The sequence below is a fragment of the Desulfocurvus vexinensis DSM 17965 genome, from assembly GCF_000519125.1.
GTDB lineage: Bacteria > Desulfobacterota > Desulfovibrionia > Desulfovibrionales > Desulfovibrionaceae > Desulfocurvus > Desulfocurvus vexinensis.
Genome location: NZ_JAEX01000002.1, coordinates 28,950 through 45,747, shown reverse-complemented (window position 1 = coordinate 45,747; position 16,798 = coordinate 28,950). Strand labels below are relative to the sequence as shown.

The 16,798-nt window shown below is 71.6% G+C and carries 14 protein-coding genes; 13 read left to right on the top strand and 1 reads right to left on the bottom strand.

Annotation, left to right across the window (positions count from 1 at the left end; all coding sequences use genetic code 11):
• Window positions 1–3 precede the first annotated feature (3 nt).
• The 5 genes from G495_RS17340 to G495_RS22735 all read left to right on the top strand — a co-directional run bounded on the left by G495_RS17340 (window position 4) and on the right by G495_RS22735 (window position 4,423).
• Window positions 4–837: a thiazole synthase gene (locus G495_RS17340; protein ID WP_051445015.1), complete on the top strand. Its 834-nt coding sequence runs from the start codon at window positions 4–6 to the stop codon at window positions 835–837.
• Window positions 834–1,967 carry a 2-iminoacetate synthase ThiH gene (gene thiH / locus G495_RS0103130; RefSeq protein WP_051445014.1) on the top strand — a complete coding sequence of 378 codons (1,134 nt, stop codon included), beginning with the start codon at window positions 834–836 and terminating at the stop codon, window positions 1,965–1,967. The genes G495_RS17340 and thiH overlap by 4 nt, the downstream gene beginning before the upstream one ends.
• Window positions 1,964–2,638, top strand: coding sequence for a sulfur carrier protein ThiS adenylyltransferase ThiF (gene thiF, locus G495_RS17335; protein ID WP_051445013.1), 675 nt, complete (start codon window positions 1,964–1,966; stop codon window positions 2,636–2,638). The genes thiH and thiF overlap by 4 nt, the downstream gene beginning before the upstream one ends.
• Window positions 2,631–3,290: a thiamine phosphate synthase gene (gene thiE, locus G495_RS0103120; RefSeq protein WP_035250849.1), complete on the top strand. Its 660-nt coding sequence runs from the start codon at window positions 2,631–2,633 to the stop codon at window positions 3,288–3,290. Before thiF ends, thiE begins: the two co-directional genes overlap by 8 nt.
• A gap of 224 nt (window positions 3,291–3,514) precedes the next feature.
• A complete protein-coding gene (locus tag G495_RS22735; RefSeq protein WP_028586609.1) occupies window positions 3,515–4,423 on the top strand; it encodes a hypothetical protein in 909 nt (302 codons plus the stop codon).
• A gap of 112 nt (window positions 4,424–4,535) precedes the next feature.
• On the opposite strand, the gene G495_RS17330 is transcribed toward G495_RS22735, so the two are convergent.
• The gene (locus tag G495_RS17330) at window positions 4,536–5,873 is read right to left on the bottom strand and encodes a (Fe-S)-binding protein (RefSeq protein WP_084457808.1); all 1,338 of its coding nucleotides are present in this window, start codon (window positions 5,871–5,873) and stop codon (window positions 4,536–4,538) included.
• A gap of 304 nt (window positions 5,874–6,177) precedes the next feature.
• Here G495_RS17330 and G495_RS17320 point away from each other — a divergent pair, with 304 nt between their 5' ends.
• From G495_RS17320 to G495_RS17315, 8 genes are all read left to right on the top strand, one after another.
• Window positions 6,178–7,770: an FAD-dependent oxidoreductase gene (locus G495_RS17320; protein ID WP_051445012.1), complete on the top strand. Its 1,593-nt coding sequence runs from the start codon at window positions 6,178–6,180 to the stop codon at window positions 7,768–7,770.
• Complete coding sequence (gene glpB / locus G495_RS0103100) at window positions 7,767–9,056, top strand: glycerol-3-phosphate dehydrogenase subunit GlpB (RefSeq protein ID WP_028586608.1); 1,290 nt, start codon at window positions 7,767–7,769, stop codon at window positions 9,054–9,056. Before G495_RS17320 ends, glpB begins: the two co-directional genes overlap by 4 nt.
• A gap of 64 nt (window positions 9,057–9,120) precedes the next feature.
• Window positions 9,121–10,137 (top strand): phosphate/phosphite/phosphonate ABC transporter substrate-binding protein, encoded by a 1,017-nt coding sequence (phnD, locus tag G495_RS0103095; protein ID WP_035250843.1) that lies wholly within the window; start codon window positions 9,121–9,123, stop codon window positions 10,135–10,137.
• 21 nt (window positions 10,138–10,158) lie between these two features.
• Window positions 10,159–10,953, top strand: a complete 795-nt coding sequence (gene phnC, locus G495_RS0103090) for a phosphonate ABC transporter ATP-binding protein (RefSeq protein WP_028586606.1) — start codon at window positions 10,159–10,161, stop codon at window positions 10,951–10,953.
• Entirely contained in the window at window positions 10,950–11,735 is a 786-nt protein-coding gene (gene phnE / locus G495_RS0103085; protein WP_035250841.1) for a phosphonate ABC transporter, permease protein PhnE, read from the top strand. The genes phnC and phnE (G495_RS0103085) overlap by 4 nt, the downstream gene beginning before the upstream one ends.
• Window positions 11,728–12,531 carry a phosphonate ABC transporter, permease protein PhnE gene (phnE, locus tag G495_RS0103080; protein WP_028586604.1) on the top strand — a complete coding sequence of 268 codons (804 nt, stop codon included), beginning with the start codon at window positions 11,728–11,730 and terminating at the stop codon, window positions 12,529–12,531. The genes phnE (G495_RS0103085) and phnE (G495_RS0103080) overlap by 8 nt, the downstream gene beginning before the upstream one ends.
• An 82-nt stretch (window positions 12,532–12,613) precedes the next feature.
• Window positions 12,614–13,417: an HAD-IIB family hydrolase gene (locus tag G495_RS0103075; protein WP_028586603.1), complete on the top strand. Its 804-nt coding sequence runs from the start codon at window positions 12,614–12,616 to the stop codon at window positions 13,415–13,417.
• A gap of 202 nt (window positions 13,418–13,619) precedes the next feature.
• Entirely contained in the window at window positions 13,620–16,772 is a 3,153-nt protein-coding gene (locus G495_RS17315) for a hypothetical protein (RefSeq protein WP_211234124.1), read from the top strand.
• Window positions 16,773–16,798 lie beyond the last annotated feature (26 nt).

Below are 16,798 nucleotides of genomic sequence, written 5' to 3'. Positions count from 1 at the left end.
AGCATGACCCCTGTCACGGAACACGACGACATCCTGGAACTCGGCGGTGCGCGCCTGCACAGCCGCCTGTTCATCGGCACGGGCAAGTTCGGCGACGACGCGCTGATCCCCGCCGTGTGCGCGGCCTCGGGCGCCCAGGTCATCACCATGGCCCTGCGCCGGGTGGACCTGGACGCCGGGCCCGCCAACCTCATGGCCCACATCCCGGCGCACATGGTCCGCCTGCCCAACACCAGCGGCGCGCGCAACGCCGACGAAGCCGTGCGCATCGCGCGGCTGGCCCGGGCCATGGGCTGCGGCGACTGGATCAAGATCGAGGTGGTCTCCGACTCGCGCCACCTGCTGCCCGACGGCTACGCCACGGCCAGGGCCACGGAAACCCTGGCCCGCGAGGGCTTCGTGGTCCTGCCCTACATGAACCCCGACCTCTACGTGGCCCGCAGCCTGGCCGACGCCGGGGCCGCCGCCGTGATGCCCCTGGGCGCGCCCATCGGCACCAACCGGGGCCTGCGCACCCGCGAGATGATCGCCATCCTCGTCGAGGAGCTGGACCTGCCGGTCATCGTGGACGCGGGCATCGGCAAGCCCAGCCAGGCCTGCGAGGCCATGGAAATGGGCGCGGCGGCCTGTCTGGTCAACACGGCCATCGCCACCGCAGGCGACCCCGTGGCCATGGGCCGGGCCTTCGGCCAGGCCGTGGCCGCCGGGCGCGCGGCCTTCCTGGCCGGGCCGGGGGCCGAGCGCCGCCGGGCCAGCGCCTCCTCGCCGCTCACGGGCTTCCTGGGCGAGGCCGGGGCCGGAGCTGGCGGCGCGGTGCCGGGCGAGGCGCAGCCATGAGCTTCGCCGACGCCCTGGCCGCCCTGTACACGCCCGAAACGGCCCGGGCCATCGAGGCCGCCGACGAGGCCGCCGTACTGCGCGCCCTGGAGCGGCGCGCCCCGGACGAGGCCGACCTGGCGGCCCTGCTCGCCCCGGCGGCGGCGCCGCACCTGGAGGCCATGGCCCGCCGGGCCCACGAGACCACCGTGCGCCACTTCGGGCGGACCATCCAGCTCTTCACCCCGCTATACCTCTCCAACTACTGCACCAACGGCTGCGTGTACTGCGGGTTCAACACGGGCAACCGCATCCCGCGCGCGCAGCTGACCCCGGAGCAGGCCCTGGCCGAGGGCCGGGCCATCGCCGCCACCGGCCTGCGCCAGCTTTTGCTGCTCACGGGCGAGGCCCCGGCCCGCGCGGGCACGGACTACATCGCGGCCTGCGCGCGGCTGCTGCGCCCGCTGTTCCCCTCCCTGGGCGTGGAGGTCCACGCCCTGGCCGAGGCCGACTACCGCGCCCTGACCCGGGCCGGGGTGGACGCCATGACCATGTTCCAGGAGACCTACGACCGCGAGCTGTACGCCACCCTGCACCCCCGGGGCCCCAAGCGCGACTTCGCCTGGCGCCTGGGCGCCCCGGAGCGCGCCTGCCGCGCGGGAATGCGCGTGGTGAACGTCGGCGCCCTGCTGGGCCTGGCGCCCTGGCGGCTGGAGGTCTTCGCCACGGCCCTGCACGCCCGGCACCTCCAGCGCCGCCACCCGGGGGTGGACATCGCCATCTCCCTGCCCCGGATGCGCCCCCACGCCGGGGCCTGGCAGCCCGCGCACCCGCTCACCGACAGCGAGCTGGTCCAGGCCATGACCGCCCTGCGCCTGTTCCTGCCCCAGGCGGGCATCACCCTCTCCACCCGCGAGGCCCCGGCGCTGCGCGACAACCTCGTGCCCCTGGGCGTCACGCGCATGTCGGCGGGCGTGTCCACCGCCGTGGGCGGGCACACCGGGGGCGACCCCGGCAGCGGGCAATTCGAGATCTCCGACCCGCGCGGGGTGGACGCCGTCTGCGCGGCCCTGCGCCAGCGCGGCTACCAGCCCGTGTTCAAGGACTGGGAACCCCTGGAGCACGCGCACACGGCCCGGAGGGCGTCATGACCTCCCTGCTGCTGCACGGCCTGGCCCGCCACCTGGACCCGGCGGCCCTGGACTACCTGGCCCGGGTCACGGTGGGCGTGGCCGGGGCCGGGGGCCTGGGCTCCAACTGCGCCATGCACCTGGTGCGCTCGGGCTTCATCCGGCTGGTGCTGGCCGACTACGATGTGGTGGAGCCCTCGAACCTGAACCGCCAGTACTACACGGCGGCCCAGATGGGCCGGGCCAAGGTCGAGGCCCTGGCCGAGAACCTGCACGCCGTGAACCCCGACCTGGACCTGACCCTGCACCACACACTCCTGGACCGGGACAACGCGGCCACGGTCTTCGGCGCCTGCCACGCGGTGGTCGAGGCCCTGGACGACCCCCGGGCCAAAAAGGCCCTGGCCGAAGCCGTGCTGCCCGGCCCGGCGCTGCTGGTGGCCGCCTCGGGCATCGGCGGCTTCGGGCGCGCCGGGGCCATCCGTTCCCGCGTACTGCGCCACAATTTCGTGCTGGTGGGCGACGGGCAGACGGCCTGCGGCCCCGAGGCCCCGCCCCTGTCGCCCATGGTCGGCGTGGCCGCCGCCATGCAGGCCGACGCGGTGCTCGCCCATTTCCTGAACCGCTTCCAGGCCGGGCTGGGGCCGCTGGACGACGACACACAGGACGACACGGAGGACGGCCATGACTGACGGACGCGCACTGGTCACCGGGCTGATGCGTGAGGGCGGGCTGTACTGCCTGACCGCCGAGCCCTTCTCCCTGGGCCGCAGCAATGCGGAAGTGGTCCGCGCCATGCTGGACGCGGGCGTGCGCCTGATCCAGTACCGCGAAAAGCGCAAGAAGGCCGGGGAGATGCTGCGCGAATGCCGGGAGCTGCGGGCCATGACCCGCGCCGCCGGGGCGGCGCTCATCGTCAACGACCACATCGATCTGGCCCTGCTGGCGGAGGCAGACGGGGTCCACGTCGGCCAGGACGACCTGCCCGTGGAGGCCGTGCGCCGCCTGACGGGCCCGGGCGTGGCCATCGGCCTGTCCACCCACGGGCCGGAGCAGGCCCGGGCCGCCGTGGCCGCCGGGGCGGACTGCATCGGCGTGGGCCCCCTGTTCGCCACGCAGACCAAGGAGGATGTCTGCGCCCCTGTGGGCCTGGACTACCTGGACTTCGTGGTCCGCGAAATCGACCTGCCCTTTGCGGCCATCGGCGGCGTCAAGGCCCACAACCTGCCCCAGGTGCTGGCCCACGGCGCGCGCACGGTCTGCCTGGTCACGGAAATCGTCGGCGCCCCGGACATCGGCGCGCGCATCGCGGAGCTCGCGACCATCCTGCGCGCGCCCCGTTGACGTTGCCGCCCGGATGCCCTAACTGACTGTTCACAAAATCAAACTTCGCAGGTCGCTCAAAAATGGTGAGATGCAAGGAAGCGGAAAAATCCAGGACGCGCAGTGTATTGCGCATACACAAGCGGTCTGGGTTTTTCCGCTGACGCAGCAGATTGCCGTTTTGGGGCGGCCTGCCAAGCCCTGAGGCGTCCTGCATCCTTCCACAGCAGACCAAGGCGGAACGCATGTCCTTCGACTGGAACAGAAAGCTGCTCAAGTACCACCTGGCCAGCGCCCTGCGGCCCGACGCCAACACCGCCCTGCTCCAGGGGCTGGCCAAGACCGCCCTGGACACCCGCGCGGGCCGGGCCAACGACCGCTACAACGTCCCGGTCTTCCTGCAATACGCCGTGGGCGTGAACTTCGCCCTGAACCTGGACCGCCTGGACACCGTGCTGGAGCTGGGCAGCGGCTACAGCTCGCTGCTGTGGGGCACCCTGGCCCCGGAGGGTACGCGGATCTTCTCCGTGGACGGCAAGCCCGTGGACGCCTACGACATCCGCGAACCCCTGCGGGCCGTGGCCCACCGGGTGCGCTTCGTCACCGGCCCGACCCTGACCCGCGAGCAGTACCGCGCCTTCTACGACGGCCAGACCCGGGCGGAATTCCTGGGCCTGCCCGTGGCGGCCCTGCGCGAGCACCTGGGGCCCTTCGTGCGCCCGGCGCAGCGCAGCCCCTACGCGGCGGCCCTGGACCTGCCCGCCGACTCCGGGGCCCTGGCCCCGGCCGTGGACGCGCGGCTCTTCGAGGGCGGCGGGCTGCGCTGCCTGTCGCGGCTGCTGCCCCAGCCCTGGGAGGCCGACGCACGCTTCTGCGCCCCCCAGGGCCCCACGGCCCTGGACGGCGTGCTGGCCGAGGCCGAGACCTTCGACGCCGTGTTCTACGACTGCGGGGAGTTCTCGACCCTGCCCGAATGGACGCTGACCAGCGGGCGCATCCGCCCCGGCGGGCTGGCCGTTTTCCACGACGTGTATTTCCCCAAGAGCGTCAAGACCTTCCTGCTCTGCGCCCTGCTCGCGGCCTCGCCGGACTGGGACGTGCTCTACCACGACACCACCACGCCCCAGGGGCTGCTCGTGGCCCGCAGGCGCTAGGGCCCCGCATGCTGCGGACGCCGCGGGGTCCCCGGGGTGCCCGGAATGCGAAACGCCCCGGCTGCCTAGGCAGCCGGGGCGTTCGCGTTTCCGGCGGGCCGTGCGGGGGGCGCTACAGCCCGACCCCGGCCAGGTCCGGCCCCAGGTAGGCGCGCTCGTTCTCGCCCAGGATGCCCAGGGACAGGCAAATGAGCGTCCACAGGTGCACCGTCTCCCAGGCGTGCCCGGCCTGCTGGGAGAGGTCGTGGATCTGCGAGTGGCAGTTGTGGCAGGGCGTGATGCAGTATTTGGCGCCCGTGGCCAGGATCTGGTCGCGCTTGCGCAGGCCGTAGGTGCGGCGCTGCTCGGGGTAGCCGCCCTGGAGCGCCCCGCCGCCCCCGCCGCAGCAGTAGTTGTTCGAGCGGTTGGGATACATCTCGATGAAATGCTCCTCGCCCACCACGGCCTTGATGACGAAGCGCAGGTCTTCGGCGATGTCGTCGCCCAGGGATTTGCGCACGATCTGGCAGGGGTCCTGGACCGTGAAGGTGATGCCCAGCTCGCGGTTCCAGTCGCTGCTTACGGGCAGCTTACCCTCGCGGATCCAGCGCGCGTACCAGGTCACGAGGTTTTCCAGGCGGAAGTCGGCCTGGATGCCGAAGCGGCGCATGCCCTCCCACACGGCGTAGTAGGCGTGGCCGCACTCGGTGTTCAGCCAGACCTTGCAGCCCAGGTCGTTCACGTTGCGCACCAGGTCGCGGATGATGCTTTCCCACGCGGCCTCGTCGGCGGCGAACATGCAGAAGTTCTCGGCGGCCCAGCTGCTGGTGCCATACGTCCAGTCCGCGCCCACATAGTCGAGGATCTTCCACAGCGGGAGCATCTCGTCGGGCTCGGTCACGGGCTCGCGCGAGTTCTGGTTGAGGAAGAAATGCGCGCCCTTGCGGTTGAGCGAGGCCGTGAGCCCCGCGAACTGCGGCTGGGACTCGTGCAGTTCCTCCAGCACGTCCTGGACCACGAAGGCGAAATCGTCGGGGCCGATGCCCATGGCCGAGTGCGTGCCCGTGCGCAGGGCCTGCTCGCAGGAAGCCACGATGCCCCGGGGGCGCTTCTCGCGCGGCCAGCACGAGCGCGCGTGGAACACCAGGCGCGGGATGTCGATGTTCATGGGGCAGACGTGCTGGCAGCGCTTGCACATGGTGCACATCCAGACCCAGGGCGTGGTGGCCAGCTCCTCGTTCATGCCCAGGGCGGCCATGCGCACGAACTTGCGCGGGTCCATGCCCGCGAGGCCCGAGGCCGGGCAGCCCGAGGAGCACAGCCCGCAGGTCAGGCACATGGTGTAGTTGCCGCCGGATGGCAGCAGCTCCAGGGCTTTGGCCTGGAAGGCCGGGTCGCAGGCCGTGCAGGCGGGCGCGCCCGCTGCGGCGGCGGATTCGGGCCCGGAATCGGGGGCGGGGGTGGCGTCCATGGCGGCTCCCGTGGGGTTGGCGCCGGGCCGGGGGGCCGGGCGCATCGTCGTCTGTTGAAACGGGAAGATAACACGGCAGCCCGCAAAGGCAACCGCGACACACAGCCATACCGTCATCCGGGCGGCCCGTCACCCCCAAAAAGCACGGCCCGGGGGCCTTTTCGACCCCCGAGGGTTGCCATGGCGCCCGCCTTCATCTAGAACTTTCCTTCCAGCGGACGGCCCGCGCCCGGCGCCGGATGAGGCGGTACCGGGCGGCACCCCGCCAGGGGCGGACGCTGCGCTTTGCCAGGGGAAACACGGAATGCGGACGGATGTGCTGATCATCGGCGCCGGTGCCACGGGCACCGGCCTTGCGCGCGACCTCGCCCTGCGCGGGGTGTCGTGCGTGGTGGTGGAAACCGGCGACGTGAACTCCGGCGCCTCGGGCGGCAACCACGGCCTGCTGCACAGCGGCGGGCGCTACGTGTCCAACGACACCGAGGCCGCCCGCGAATGCCGCGAGGAGGGCGCGCTCATCAAACGTCTGGCCCCGCAGTGCGTGGAAGACTGCGGCGGGCTGTTCGTGGCCGTGGCCGGCGACGACGAGCGCTTCGTGGCCGACTATCCCGGCTGGTGCGCGGCGGCGGGCATCGAGGTCTGCTGCCTGGAGCCCGCCGAGGCCCGGGCCATGGAGCCCGTGCTTTCCCCCAAGGTCATCGCGGCCTTCGCCGTGCCCGACGCCACCATCGACCCCTTCCGGCTGGCCCTGGAAAACATGGCCCACGCCCACGCCCTCACGGGCTGCACCCTGCTGCGGCGCACGCGCGTCACGGGCATGGACGTGGACGCCGGGCGCGTGGTGCGCGTGCATACGGTCAACACCGTCTCCGGCGAGGCCGGAACCATCGAGGCCGCCCAGGTGGTCAGCGCCACCGGGGCCTGGGCCGGGCGCGTGGCCGCCCTGGCCGGGGCGCACATCCCCATGCTCTGCTCCCAGGGCACCCTGCTGGTGACCCACGAGCGCATGACCCGCCGGGTGGTCAACCGCCTGCGTCCGCCGGGCAACGGCGACATCCTCGTGCCCGGGGGCACGGTGTCCATCCTGGGCACCACCAGCGTGACCGTGGACGACCCCGACCGGGCCCGGCCCACCGTGGCCGAGGCCGACGAGAACCTGCGCCAGGCCCTGCCGATGATCCCCTCCCTGGCCTACACGCGCTTCGTGCGCGCCTACTGCGGCGTGCGCCCGCTCATCAGCGCGGGCGGCGGCGACGGGCGCGCGGTCAGCCGCGGCTTCATGCTCTATGACCACACCGACGCCGGGCTGTCCAATTTCTGCTCCGTCACCGGCGGCAAGCTGACCACCTTCCGGCTCATGGCCGAGAAGACCGCCGACCTGGTCTGCGCGCGCCTGGGCGTCACCGCCCCGTGCCGCACGCGCACCGAGCCCCTGCCCGCCGCCCCGGCCTGCCGCTGGACCGAGCCGGGGTTCGCCCCGCGCCTGTGGGCCCAGCGCCACGACGCCGACGACCCGCTGCTGTGCGAGTGCGAAATGGTGCCCGCCAGCGCCGTGGACAGCATCATGAACGACTGCGGCCAGCAGTTCCCCGACCCCGGGCTCCAGGCCCTGGGCAAGCGCAGCCGCATCGGCAAGGGCTCCTGCCAGGGCGCCTTCTGCGGGGTGCGCGTGGCGGCGCACCTGTACGACACCGGCCACTACACCTCCCCCAGGGGGCTTGCGCGGATGCGCGAATTCTTCACCGAACGCTTCAAGGGCCAGCGGCCCATCCTGTGGGGCCCGCAGCTCATCCAGGCCGAGCTGGCCGAAGCCCTGCACTGCGGCCTGCTGGGCCTGGAGCTGGGCGACCCCGAGGCCGCGCCCGCCGCAGGCAAGGACGAGGAGGCCCGCTCATGAGCACCCCCCTGCGCTGCGATCTGGCCATCATCGGCACCGGGCTGGCGGGCATGGCCGCCGCCGTGTTCGCCTCGTCCCGGGGGCTTTCCGTGGCCCAGGCGGGCAGCACCGGAGCGATCTCCTACACCAGCGGCGTGTTCGACGTGCTGGGTGCCCTGCCCGCCGTGGCCCAGGGCCAGCCCGCGCGGCCCGTGGAGCGGCCCTTCGAGGCCCTGGCCGAACTGCTGCGCGACGAGCCCGGCCACCCCTACGCCCTGCTGGACCCCGAGGACATCCGCCTGGCCTTCCACGAGGTCATGGACTTCCTGCGCGAGGCGGGCCTGCCCTACCGCGCCGGGGGCGAAAAGAACTTCCTGCTGCCCACCCCGGCGGGCACCCTCAAGCATTCCTGGTGCGTGCCCGAAACGACCCTGCCCGGCTGCGAGGCCCTGGCCGAGGGCGCCCCGGCGTGCATCGTGGCCATCGAGGGCATGAAGGGCTTCTCGGCGCGCCAGGTGGCCGTGAACCTCGCCCCGTACTGGCCGGGGCTGACCACGGCCCGCGTGGCCATGCCCGGGCACCCGGGCGGTGAGGTCTACCCCGAGCAGGTGGCGCGGATGCTGGAGGTGCCCGCCGCCCGCCGCGCCCTGGCCGAGGCCCTGGCGCCCCTGGTGGGCCCGGCGCGGGTGGTCGGCCTGCCCGCCGTTCTGGGCATGCACCGCCCCGGCGATGTGGCGGCGGACATGGCGCGCCTGCTGGGCCGCGCGGTGTTCGAGATTCCGACCATGCCCCCGGGCGTGCCGGGCATCCGCCTCAAGGAGGCCTTCGAGGGCCTCTTGCCCGGGCGCGGGGTGGCCCTGTTCTGCCAGCAGAAGCTGGTCGGGCCGCTGCCCGCCCCGGGTGCGCCCTTCCGGCTGCGCGTCACGGGCCAGCCCGTGGAACACGAGGTGCTGGCCGACCGAGTGCTGTTGTGCAGCGGGCGCTTCCTGGGCGGCGGCCTGGGCGGGCTGCGCGGGCGCCCCATCACCGAGACGGTCTTCGGCCTGCCCGTGGCCCAGCCTGAGGACCGCTCGGGCTGGTACCGCCAGGACTACCTGGACCCGCGCGGCCACGAGGTGCACCGCGCCGGGCTGCGGGTGGACGCCGCCCTGCGGCCCCTGGGTCCCGGCGGCGCCCCGGCCCACGAGGGCCTTTTCGCCGCCGGGTCCATCCTCGCCGGGCAGGACTGGATTCGCATGAAATGCGGCGCCGGGGTGGCCATCGCCACGGCCTTCAAGGCCGTGCGGGCCATGGCCCCGGGGCGCTGAACCTTTTTCCCGTGTGTGGAAGCGGCGCGGCAGGGTCGCGCCGGTGCTGACAAACCCTTGCTGGATGGAGGAAACGACCATGAAGAAATGCCTGAGCCTGCTCGTGCTGGCGCTGGTCCTGGCCATTGCGGCCCCCGCCCTGGCGGACGACTGCAAGAACCGCGGCCTGCTCGACGCCATGTACTGCGACAACGACAAGGACCTGGTGGCCGACCTGGCCGCGCCCGGGCAGTGCAAGGACCCCGACACCCTGGTCTTCACCTACACCCCGGTTGAGGACCCCGCCGTGTACCGCGACGCCTTCGCCGACTTCCAGGAGTACCTGGGCAAGGCCACCGGCAAGAAGGTCGTCTACTACACCGTGCAGTCCAACGCCGCCGAAGTCGAGGCCATGCGCTCGGGCCGCCTGCACATCGCGGGCTTCTCCACCGGCCCCACGGGCTTCGCCGTGAACCTGGCCGGCTACGTGCCCATCGCCGTCAAGGGCTACCCCGAGGCCTTCCAGGGCTACAACCTGGTCATGCTCGTCAAGACGGACAGCCCCTACCAGACCATGGCCGACCTCAAGGGCAAGAAGGTGGCCCACACCTCGCCCTCGTCCAACTCCGGCAACCTGGCCCCGCGCGCCCTGTTCCCCAAGCTCGGCCTGGTGCCCGACCAGGACTACACCGTGCTGTACTCCGGCAAGCATGACCAGTCCGTGCTGGGCGTGGCCCACGGCGACTACGACGCCGCCCCCGTGGCCTCCGACGTGTACGAGCGCATGCTCAAGGCCGGGCGCGTGAAGGAAGGCGAACTGCGCGCCATCTACACCAGCCCGCGCTTCCCCACCTCGTCCTTCGGCTATTCCAGCCAGCTCTGCCCCGAGCTGGCGCAGAAGATCGTCGGCGCCTTCCACACCTACCGCTTCCCCGCCTCCATGCAGGAGTCCTTCGACGGCGCCGACCGCTTCTACCCCATCACCTACATGGCCGACTGGCAGGTCATCCGCGAGATCGCCGAGGCCACGGGCACCAGCTACAACGAGGAAGGCCTGCAGCAGATGGCCAAGAAGGAAGCCGAGTCGGCCAAGAAGCAGTAACCATTCCCCAAGGCGAACCACGTGAACGACAACAACTGCAAAGGGAACGGGGGGCAGCCCCCCCGTTCCCTGACCGTCAAGGATCTGGTCAAGGAATACGTGCCGGGCAAGCCCGTGCTCGAAGGCATCTCCTTCGAGGTGACGGGCTGCACCACCGTGGCCATCATCGGCCCCTCGGGCACCGGCAAGAGCACGCTTCTGCGCTGCATCAACCGGCTCATCGACCCCACCCGGGGCAGCATCGACGTGGCCGGGCGCGAGATGACGCGCCTGTCCGGCGGCGAGCTGCGCCGCGCCCGCCAGCAGGTGGGCATGGTCTTCCAGGAGTTCAACCTCGTGGAGCGGCTCACGGTCATCGAGAACGTGCTGTGCGGGCGGCTGGGCTCGGTGCCCGTGTGGCGGGCCTGGCTGCGCCGCTACCCCCAGGCCGACATCGACCGCGCCTTCGAGCTCATCGAGCAGGTCGGGCTGGGCGACTTCGCCACCGCGCGGGCCGACGCCCTCTCGGGCGGCCAGCGCCAGCGCGTGGGCATCGCCCGGGCCGTGATGCAGAGCCCGAGCCTGATCATGGCCGACGAGCCCACCTCGTCCCTGGACCCCAAGACCTCCGTGGAGATCATGGGCCTGCTCAACGAGTTCTCCCGGGCCCGGGGCATCCCCATCCTCATCAACATCCACGACGTGAACCTGGCCCGGCGCTTCGCCGACCGGATCATCGGCATGTCGCGCGGGCACATCGTCTTCGACGGCGCCCCGGACGAGCTGACCGACGAACACCTCAAGGACATCTACGGCGGGGAGGCGTGGCTGCAATGACCGCCATCGCCGCCAAGCGGCCCTTCCGGGCCAACTGGGCCGCCCGGGCGGGCTGGGCCCTGCTCGCGGTGTACTGCGTCTACGCCGTGGGTTCGCTGGAGATCACCTGGGCCCGCTTCCTCATCGGCCTGGGCAACGGCGCGACCTTCCTGTCCGAGATGGTGCCGCCCAACTTCGAGCGCTGGAAACTGCTGCTGGAAGGCCTGTTCGAGACGGTGCAGATCGCGGTCATCGCCTCGGCCTTCGGGGTGGCGCTGTCGCTGCCCATCGGGCTGGCGGCCTCGCGCAACCTGATGCCCGCCTGGGCCACCTGGCCCGCGCGCGCGGTCATCGCCGTGTGCCGCTCGTTCCACCCGGTGATCTTCGCCATCCTCTTCGTCAAGGCCGTGGGCTTCGGGCCCCTGGCAGGCATCCTGACGCTGATCTTCGCCTCCATCGGCTTCATCGGCAAACTCTTCGCCGAGGCCATCGAGGAGATCTCGCTCAAGCCCGTGGAGGCCTGCCGCGCCGCCGGGGCGCCGTTCATGAGCCTGCTCGCCTACGCCGTGCTGCCCCAGGTGCTCAACCGCTTCATCGGCTTCGCCACCTACCAGTTCGACGCCAACATGCGCAACTCGACCATGGTGGGCATCGTCGGGGCCGGAGGCATCGGCGGCACGCTGTTCTCCGCCTTCCAGCGTTTCGACTACGACTTCCTGGCCGCCATCCTGCTGTCCATCATCGCCCTGATCATGTGCAGCGAGTACCTGGCCATACGCATCAAGGCGGTGTTCAATGACTGACGCCCGAACCCACCGCAAATGGGAGCGCTTCACCCCGGCCCAGCGCCTGGCGCGCTTTGCCGTGTTCCTGGGGCTGGGCGTGCTGCTGGCCGTGTCGCTGCGCACGGTGAGCGTGATCCCCGAATTCCTGTGGGACGCGCCGACCCAGATGGCCGACCTGTTCCGGCGCATGTGGCCGCCCGACACGGCCAGCTACGCGGACAACGTCCACACCGCGCTCATCGAGACCATGAACATCGCGGGCATGGGCACCATCCTCGCGCTGCTCATGGCCCTGCCCGTGGGCATCCTGGGCGCGTCGAACATCGTGCGCGTGCCCGCGCTGAACTGGCTGTCCAAGCTGATCCTGGTGTCCTCGCGCTCGGTGAACACCCTGGTCTGGGCCATCCTGTTCGTGGCCGTGTTCGGGCCCGGGGCCCTGGCGGGCACGGTGGCCATCGGCTTCCGCTCCGTGGGCTTTTGTGGCAAGCTGCTCTCCGAGGCCCTGGAGGAATGCGACAAGGGGCCCATCGAGGCCCTGCGGGCCGCAGGCGCGCCCTGGCCGAGCATCTTCCTCAAGGGCTACTGGCCGCAGGTGGCCCCGGCCTTCTGGGGCATCACCCTGTTCCGCTGGGACATCAACGTGCGCGAGTCCGCCGTCATCGGGCTGGTGGGCGCGGGCGGCATCGGCGTGGCGCTCGACACGGCGCTGAACCTGTTCCGCTGGCAGCAGGTGTCCCTTATCCTGGTGTGCATCTTCGCGGTGGTCATCGCCGCCGAGGTGCTGGTGACCAAAATCCGCCAGCGCATCATCTAGCGCGGGCGGACGAAAACGCGACAACCGGCGGGAGCCGCCCCGGCAGGGGCCGCTCCCGCCTCTTCCATGCCCCGGAGGCCCCATGCGCCCCTTGGCCGAAATGAGCGCCGCCGCCGCGCGCGCCGTGCGCTTCGTGCTCACCGACATCGACGACACCCTGACCGACCAGGGCCGCCTGGGCGCCGCCGCCTACGCGGCCATGGAGCGCCTGCGCGCCGCCGGGCTCGTGGTGGTGCCCGTCACCGGGCGCCCGGCGGGCTGGTGCGACCATATCGCGCGCATGTGGCCCGTGGACGCCGTGGTCGGCGAAAACGGCGCCTTCTTTTTTCGCTACGACCACGCCGCCCGGCGCATGGAGCGCCACTACACCCTGGGCGCCGCCCGGCGCGAGGCCGACCGCGCCCGGCTGGCGGAACTGGCCCGGCGCATCGTGGCCGAGGTGCCCGGAGCCGCCGTCTCCGCCGACCAGCCCTACCGCGAAACCGACCTGGCCATCGACTTCTGCGAGGACGTGCCACCCCTGCCCCGCGAAGCCGTGGGGCGCATCGTCGCGCTGTTCGAAGCGGCCGGGGCCCGGGCCAAGGTCAGCTCCATCCACGTCAACGGCTGGTTTGGCGACTGGGACAAGCTCTCCATGACCCGCGCCCTGTTTGCCCGCGCCTTCGGGGCGGACCTGGACGCCGGGCGCGAGGCCGTGGTGTTCTGCGGCGATTCGCCCAACGACGCGCCCATGTTCGCCCACTTCCCCAACGCCGTGGGTGTGGCCAACATCCTGGACTTCGCGGGCCAGCTGGAGGCCGAACCGGCCTTCGTCGCCCCCTCGCGCGGGGGCGCGGGCTTCGTGGCGCTGGCCGAACACCTGCTGGCCCAGCGCCCCGGCGCCTGACCCCAGGCCCGGGAACGCCCCAGCCCCCGGGGGCCGGGCAGGCGCGCAGCCCGCGAACGGCAGCCCGGCCAGCGCCTGCGCCACGCCACGACAAGCCCTTGACATCCCCGCGACTTCCGACGATTGTGAAATTTGGAATTTGCTTGTGACAGCACCGTAACATTCCGGCCTCCCGGGGGCCGGTTCCGGCGGCAGAGTTCCCATGTACCAGAGCAGCATCCGTTCCCGCCTGTATTTCGACCGCAAGGACCATCAGCTCCTTGGGATCGTCTCCGACGTGCTCCGCCACCGCGAGGGCCGCGACCTCAAGCGCCTGCTGGCGCCCATCATGCACCCGCGCGGCATCAAGGAAATGGCCGCCACCAAGGGCCTGCGCATCGCCTACGCCGTGGCCAGCCTGTTCCGCTCCCTGGAGCGCGGCCAGGCCGACGAGCGCCTGCGCAGCCTGCGCGCCCTGCGCGACGAGACCCTGCACAGCTCCCACAGCCACCTGCGCATGAACACCGCCCGCGTGCTCATGCAGATCATGAAGGAGCTGGTGCGCGAGAAGGACGAGCTGCGCCGCCTGCAACTGGCCCGCGACTTCCGCAAGACCGCCACGGGCAAGCCGCGCGTGGTGGCCACGCAGCTGCGCCGCTACCACCTCGTGGAGATGCCCGAGGCCTGGAACCAGGTCAGCTTCGACGACCACGTCCACGACGCCAACACCAAGGGCCGCAAGTCCGCCACGCATCTCATCATGGACGCCTGGATCAAGGGCATCCGCCAGCTCACGGTGATCTACTACAACCACGTGCCGCCCGAGGTGGCCCGCGAGCTGCTCGAGGCCGGGGCCATCACCGACATCCGCGTGCGCGTGGGCATCGAGTTCTGCGCGCCGCTGCGCGGGCGCTTCGTGCGCTTCATCTGGACCCCGCGCGGCATCGCCGATCCGGCGGAATTCCTGGACTTCCTGGAGCTGCCCGACACGGCCCAGCTCATGGCCGAGGGCCGCGAGGTGTCGCAGTACCAGCAGCGCTACGTGCTGGCCGCCCTGGACGAGTTCAACGCCCGGCACCTGCCGGCCATCAACGCGGAATTCGGCCTGCACATGGCCCCGCCCACGCGCGAGGCCCTGGCGGCCATGGTCGGCTCGGGCGAGGCCTCGCTGCACCACTTGGCCAAGCTGATCCACGACCAGCTCTACCCCCTGCTGGCCGCCAGGACCCAGGAGCTGCGCGCGGCCTGCGCCCTGGGCCCCGAGGAGCGCAGGGCCGCCGAAGAGCGGGTCCGGCGCATGAACGCCCTGGACATCGAGGCCCTCATCGCGGGCTACCTGTGCCCGGACTGCAACCCCGAGCTGCACAACCCCTACGTGCCCGGGCAGGACGAGGACACCCCCCAGCTGCTGCGCCTGCCCCCGGCGGTGCTGCTGGCGCGCCTGGCCGGGCTGCACTCGGGGCACACCATCACCCTGAACCTGGCCCACCTGCGCGCCGCCGATGTGCTGGAGCTGCTCTACGACTGCGGCGGGCTCATCACGCACCTGGAAATCTTCAACTACAAGGACACGGCCTACGGCCGCTCCACGGACAACAAGCGGATCATCGAGCTCCAGTCGGCCCTGAACTCGGGCAACGCCGTGCGCCTGAAAAAGGCCATCGTCACCGCCATCGAGGAGTTGGGCGACGCCCCGGCGCAGGCCGACCAGCGCGCCAAGCTGCTGCGCGTGCTGGGCGGCATGGCCAGCCTGCGCGCGGCCTACGCCAAGACGCGGCTGTCCTCGCGCATCGGCACCGACTCCACGGGCAGCTCGGCCCTGGTGCCAGGCATGGGCCTGGTCGTGCGCGACACCCTGCCGCGCAAGGCCCAGCGCAGCCTGGAGCAGGTGCTGCCCGACCACGCCGCGGTGCCCGTACGCGTGCGCGTGCTGCGCCGCGCCACCTACCTGCCCGAGGACGACGACTCCTGGACCTGGCGCCTGAAGGAGCGCCTGGCCCGGGCCGTGCCCCTGCTGACCTCGTGGGCCTACCACCGCCGGGTGGACTGGGTGGTGGACGGCTACGACTCCTCCACGCCGGAGAAAAGCAATATCTGCCTGCTGGGCGGCTTCCGGCCCGAGGCGGGCAACGGCCTGCACCTGGACTGCGACGCCCCGCCGCCCGCCCCGCCGAAGCGCCCGGCCCTGCGCTACATGAACAGCTCGGTGTCCAACGGGCTGAAGATCCTGCTGGGCTTCATCCCGGCCTTTCTGACCTTCGCCCTGACCAAGGACTGGTGGGTGCTGGCCTACCTGGGCGCCTTCCTGTGGTTCGGCATCACCGGGGTGCGCAACGTCATCCAGTCCGTGCTGGGCTCCGGCGGCGTGCAGCGCTCGCCGCTCATGCGCTGGACGGAATACGTGAGCTGGGACCGGCTGGCCGACTCGCTGATGTACACCGGCTTCTCCGTGCCCCTGCTGGACTGGCTGGTGAAGAGCCTGCTGCTGGACCAGGGCCTGGGCGTCAACGCCCACACCGGGCCGGTGTTGCTGTACTCGGTCATGGGCCTGGTCAACGGCCTGTACATCATGAGCCACAACCTGTTCCGGGGTCTGCCGCGCTCGGCGGCCTTCGGCAACCTGTTCCGCACGGTGCTCTCCATCCCCCTGGCCGTGGGCTTCAACGCGGCCATCGGCGCGGCCCTGGCCCAGGCCGGGGTGCCCGACGTGGACGGCGAATTGCAGAAGTGGGCGGCGGTGATCTCCAAGCTGGCCTCGGACTGCGTGGCCGCCGTCATCGAGGGCCTGGCCGACCGCCGGGCCAACATGCGCCTGCGCTTCTTCGACTACCGCGGCAAGGTCCGCCAGCTCTTCGACACCTACGCCAGCCTGGAGCTGCGCCACCCCACCCAGGACGTGGCCCGGCTGCTGGAGTCGCCCAAGCGGCTGGTCACCGAACTGGGCGTCGAAAGCCGCGAGCTGCTCTCCATGGTCATCGTCAACGCCCTGGACCTCATGTACTTCTGGTTCTACCAGCCCCGGGCGCGCACGGTGCTCATGCTGCTGTTGCGCGAAATGACCCGCGAGGAGCGCCGGGTGTTCCTGCTCTCGCAGATGGTGCTCCAGCGCGAGCGCGAGATCAGCCAGATGTTCCTGGACGGGCTGGTGGGCCGCAACTTCGCCAAGGCCCTGGCCTTCTACCTGGACCGCTACCAGCACTACCTGGAAGACCTCCAGGAGCTGGCCATCCAGGCCGGGCCCCTGGGCGAAATCCGCACCGGCGTGACCGGCGCCGCAGGCGACGAGCCCGAGGCCGACGCCGCCCCGTCCACCGAGGCGCCGCCGCCGTCCCAGGCCCCGGGCCAGGGCCCCGCCAGGCCGGGCGACGGTTTCTAGCCCGGCGAGCACGCTTCCTGCATGGG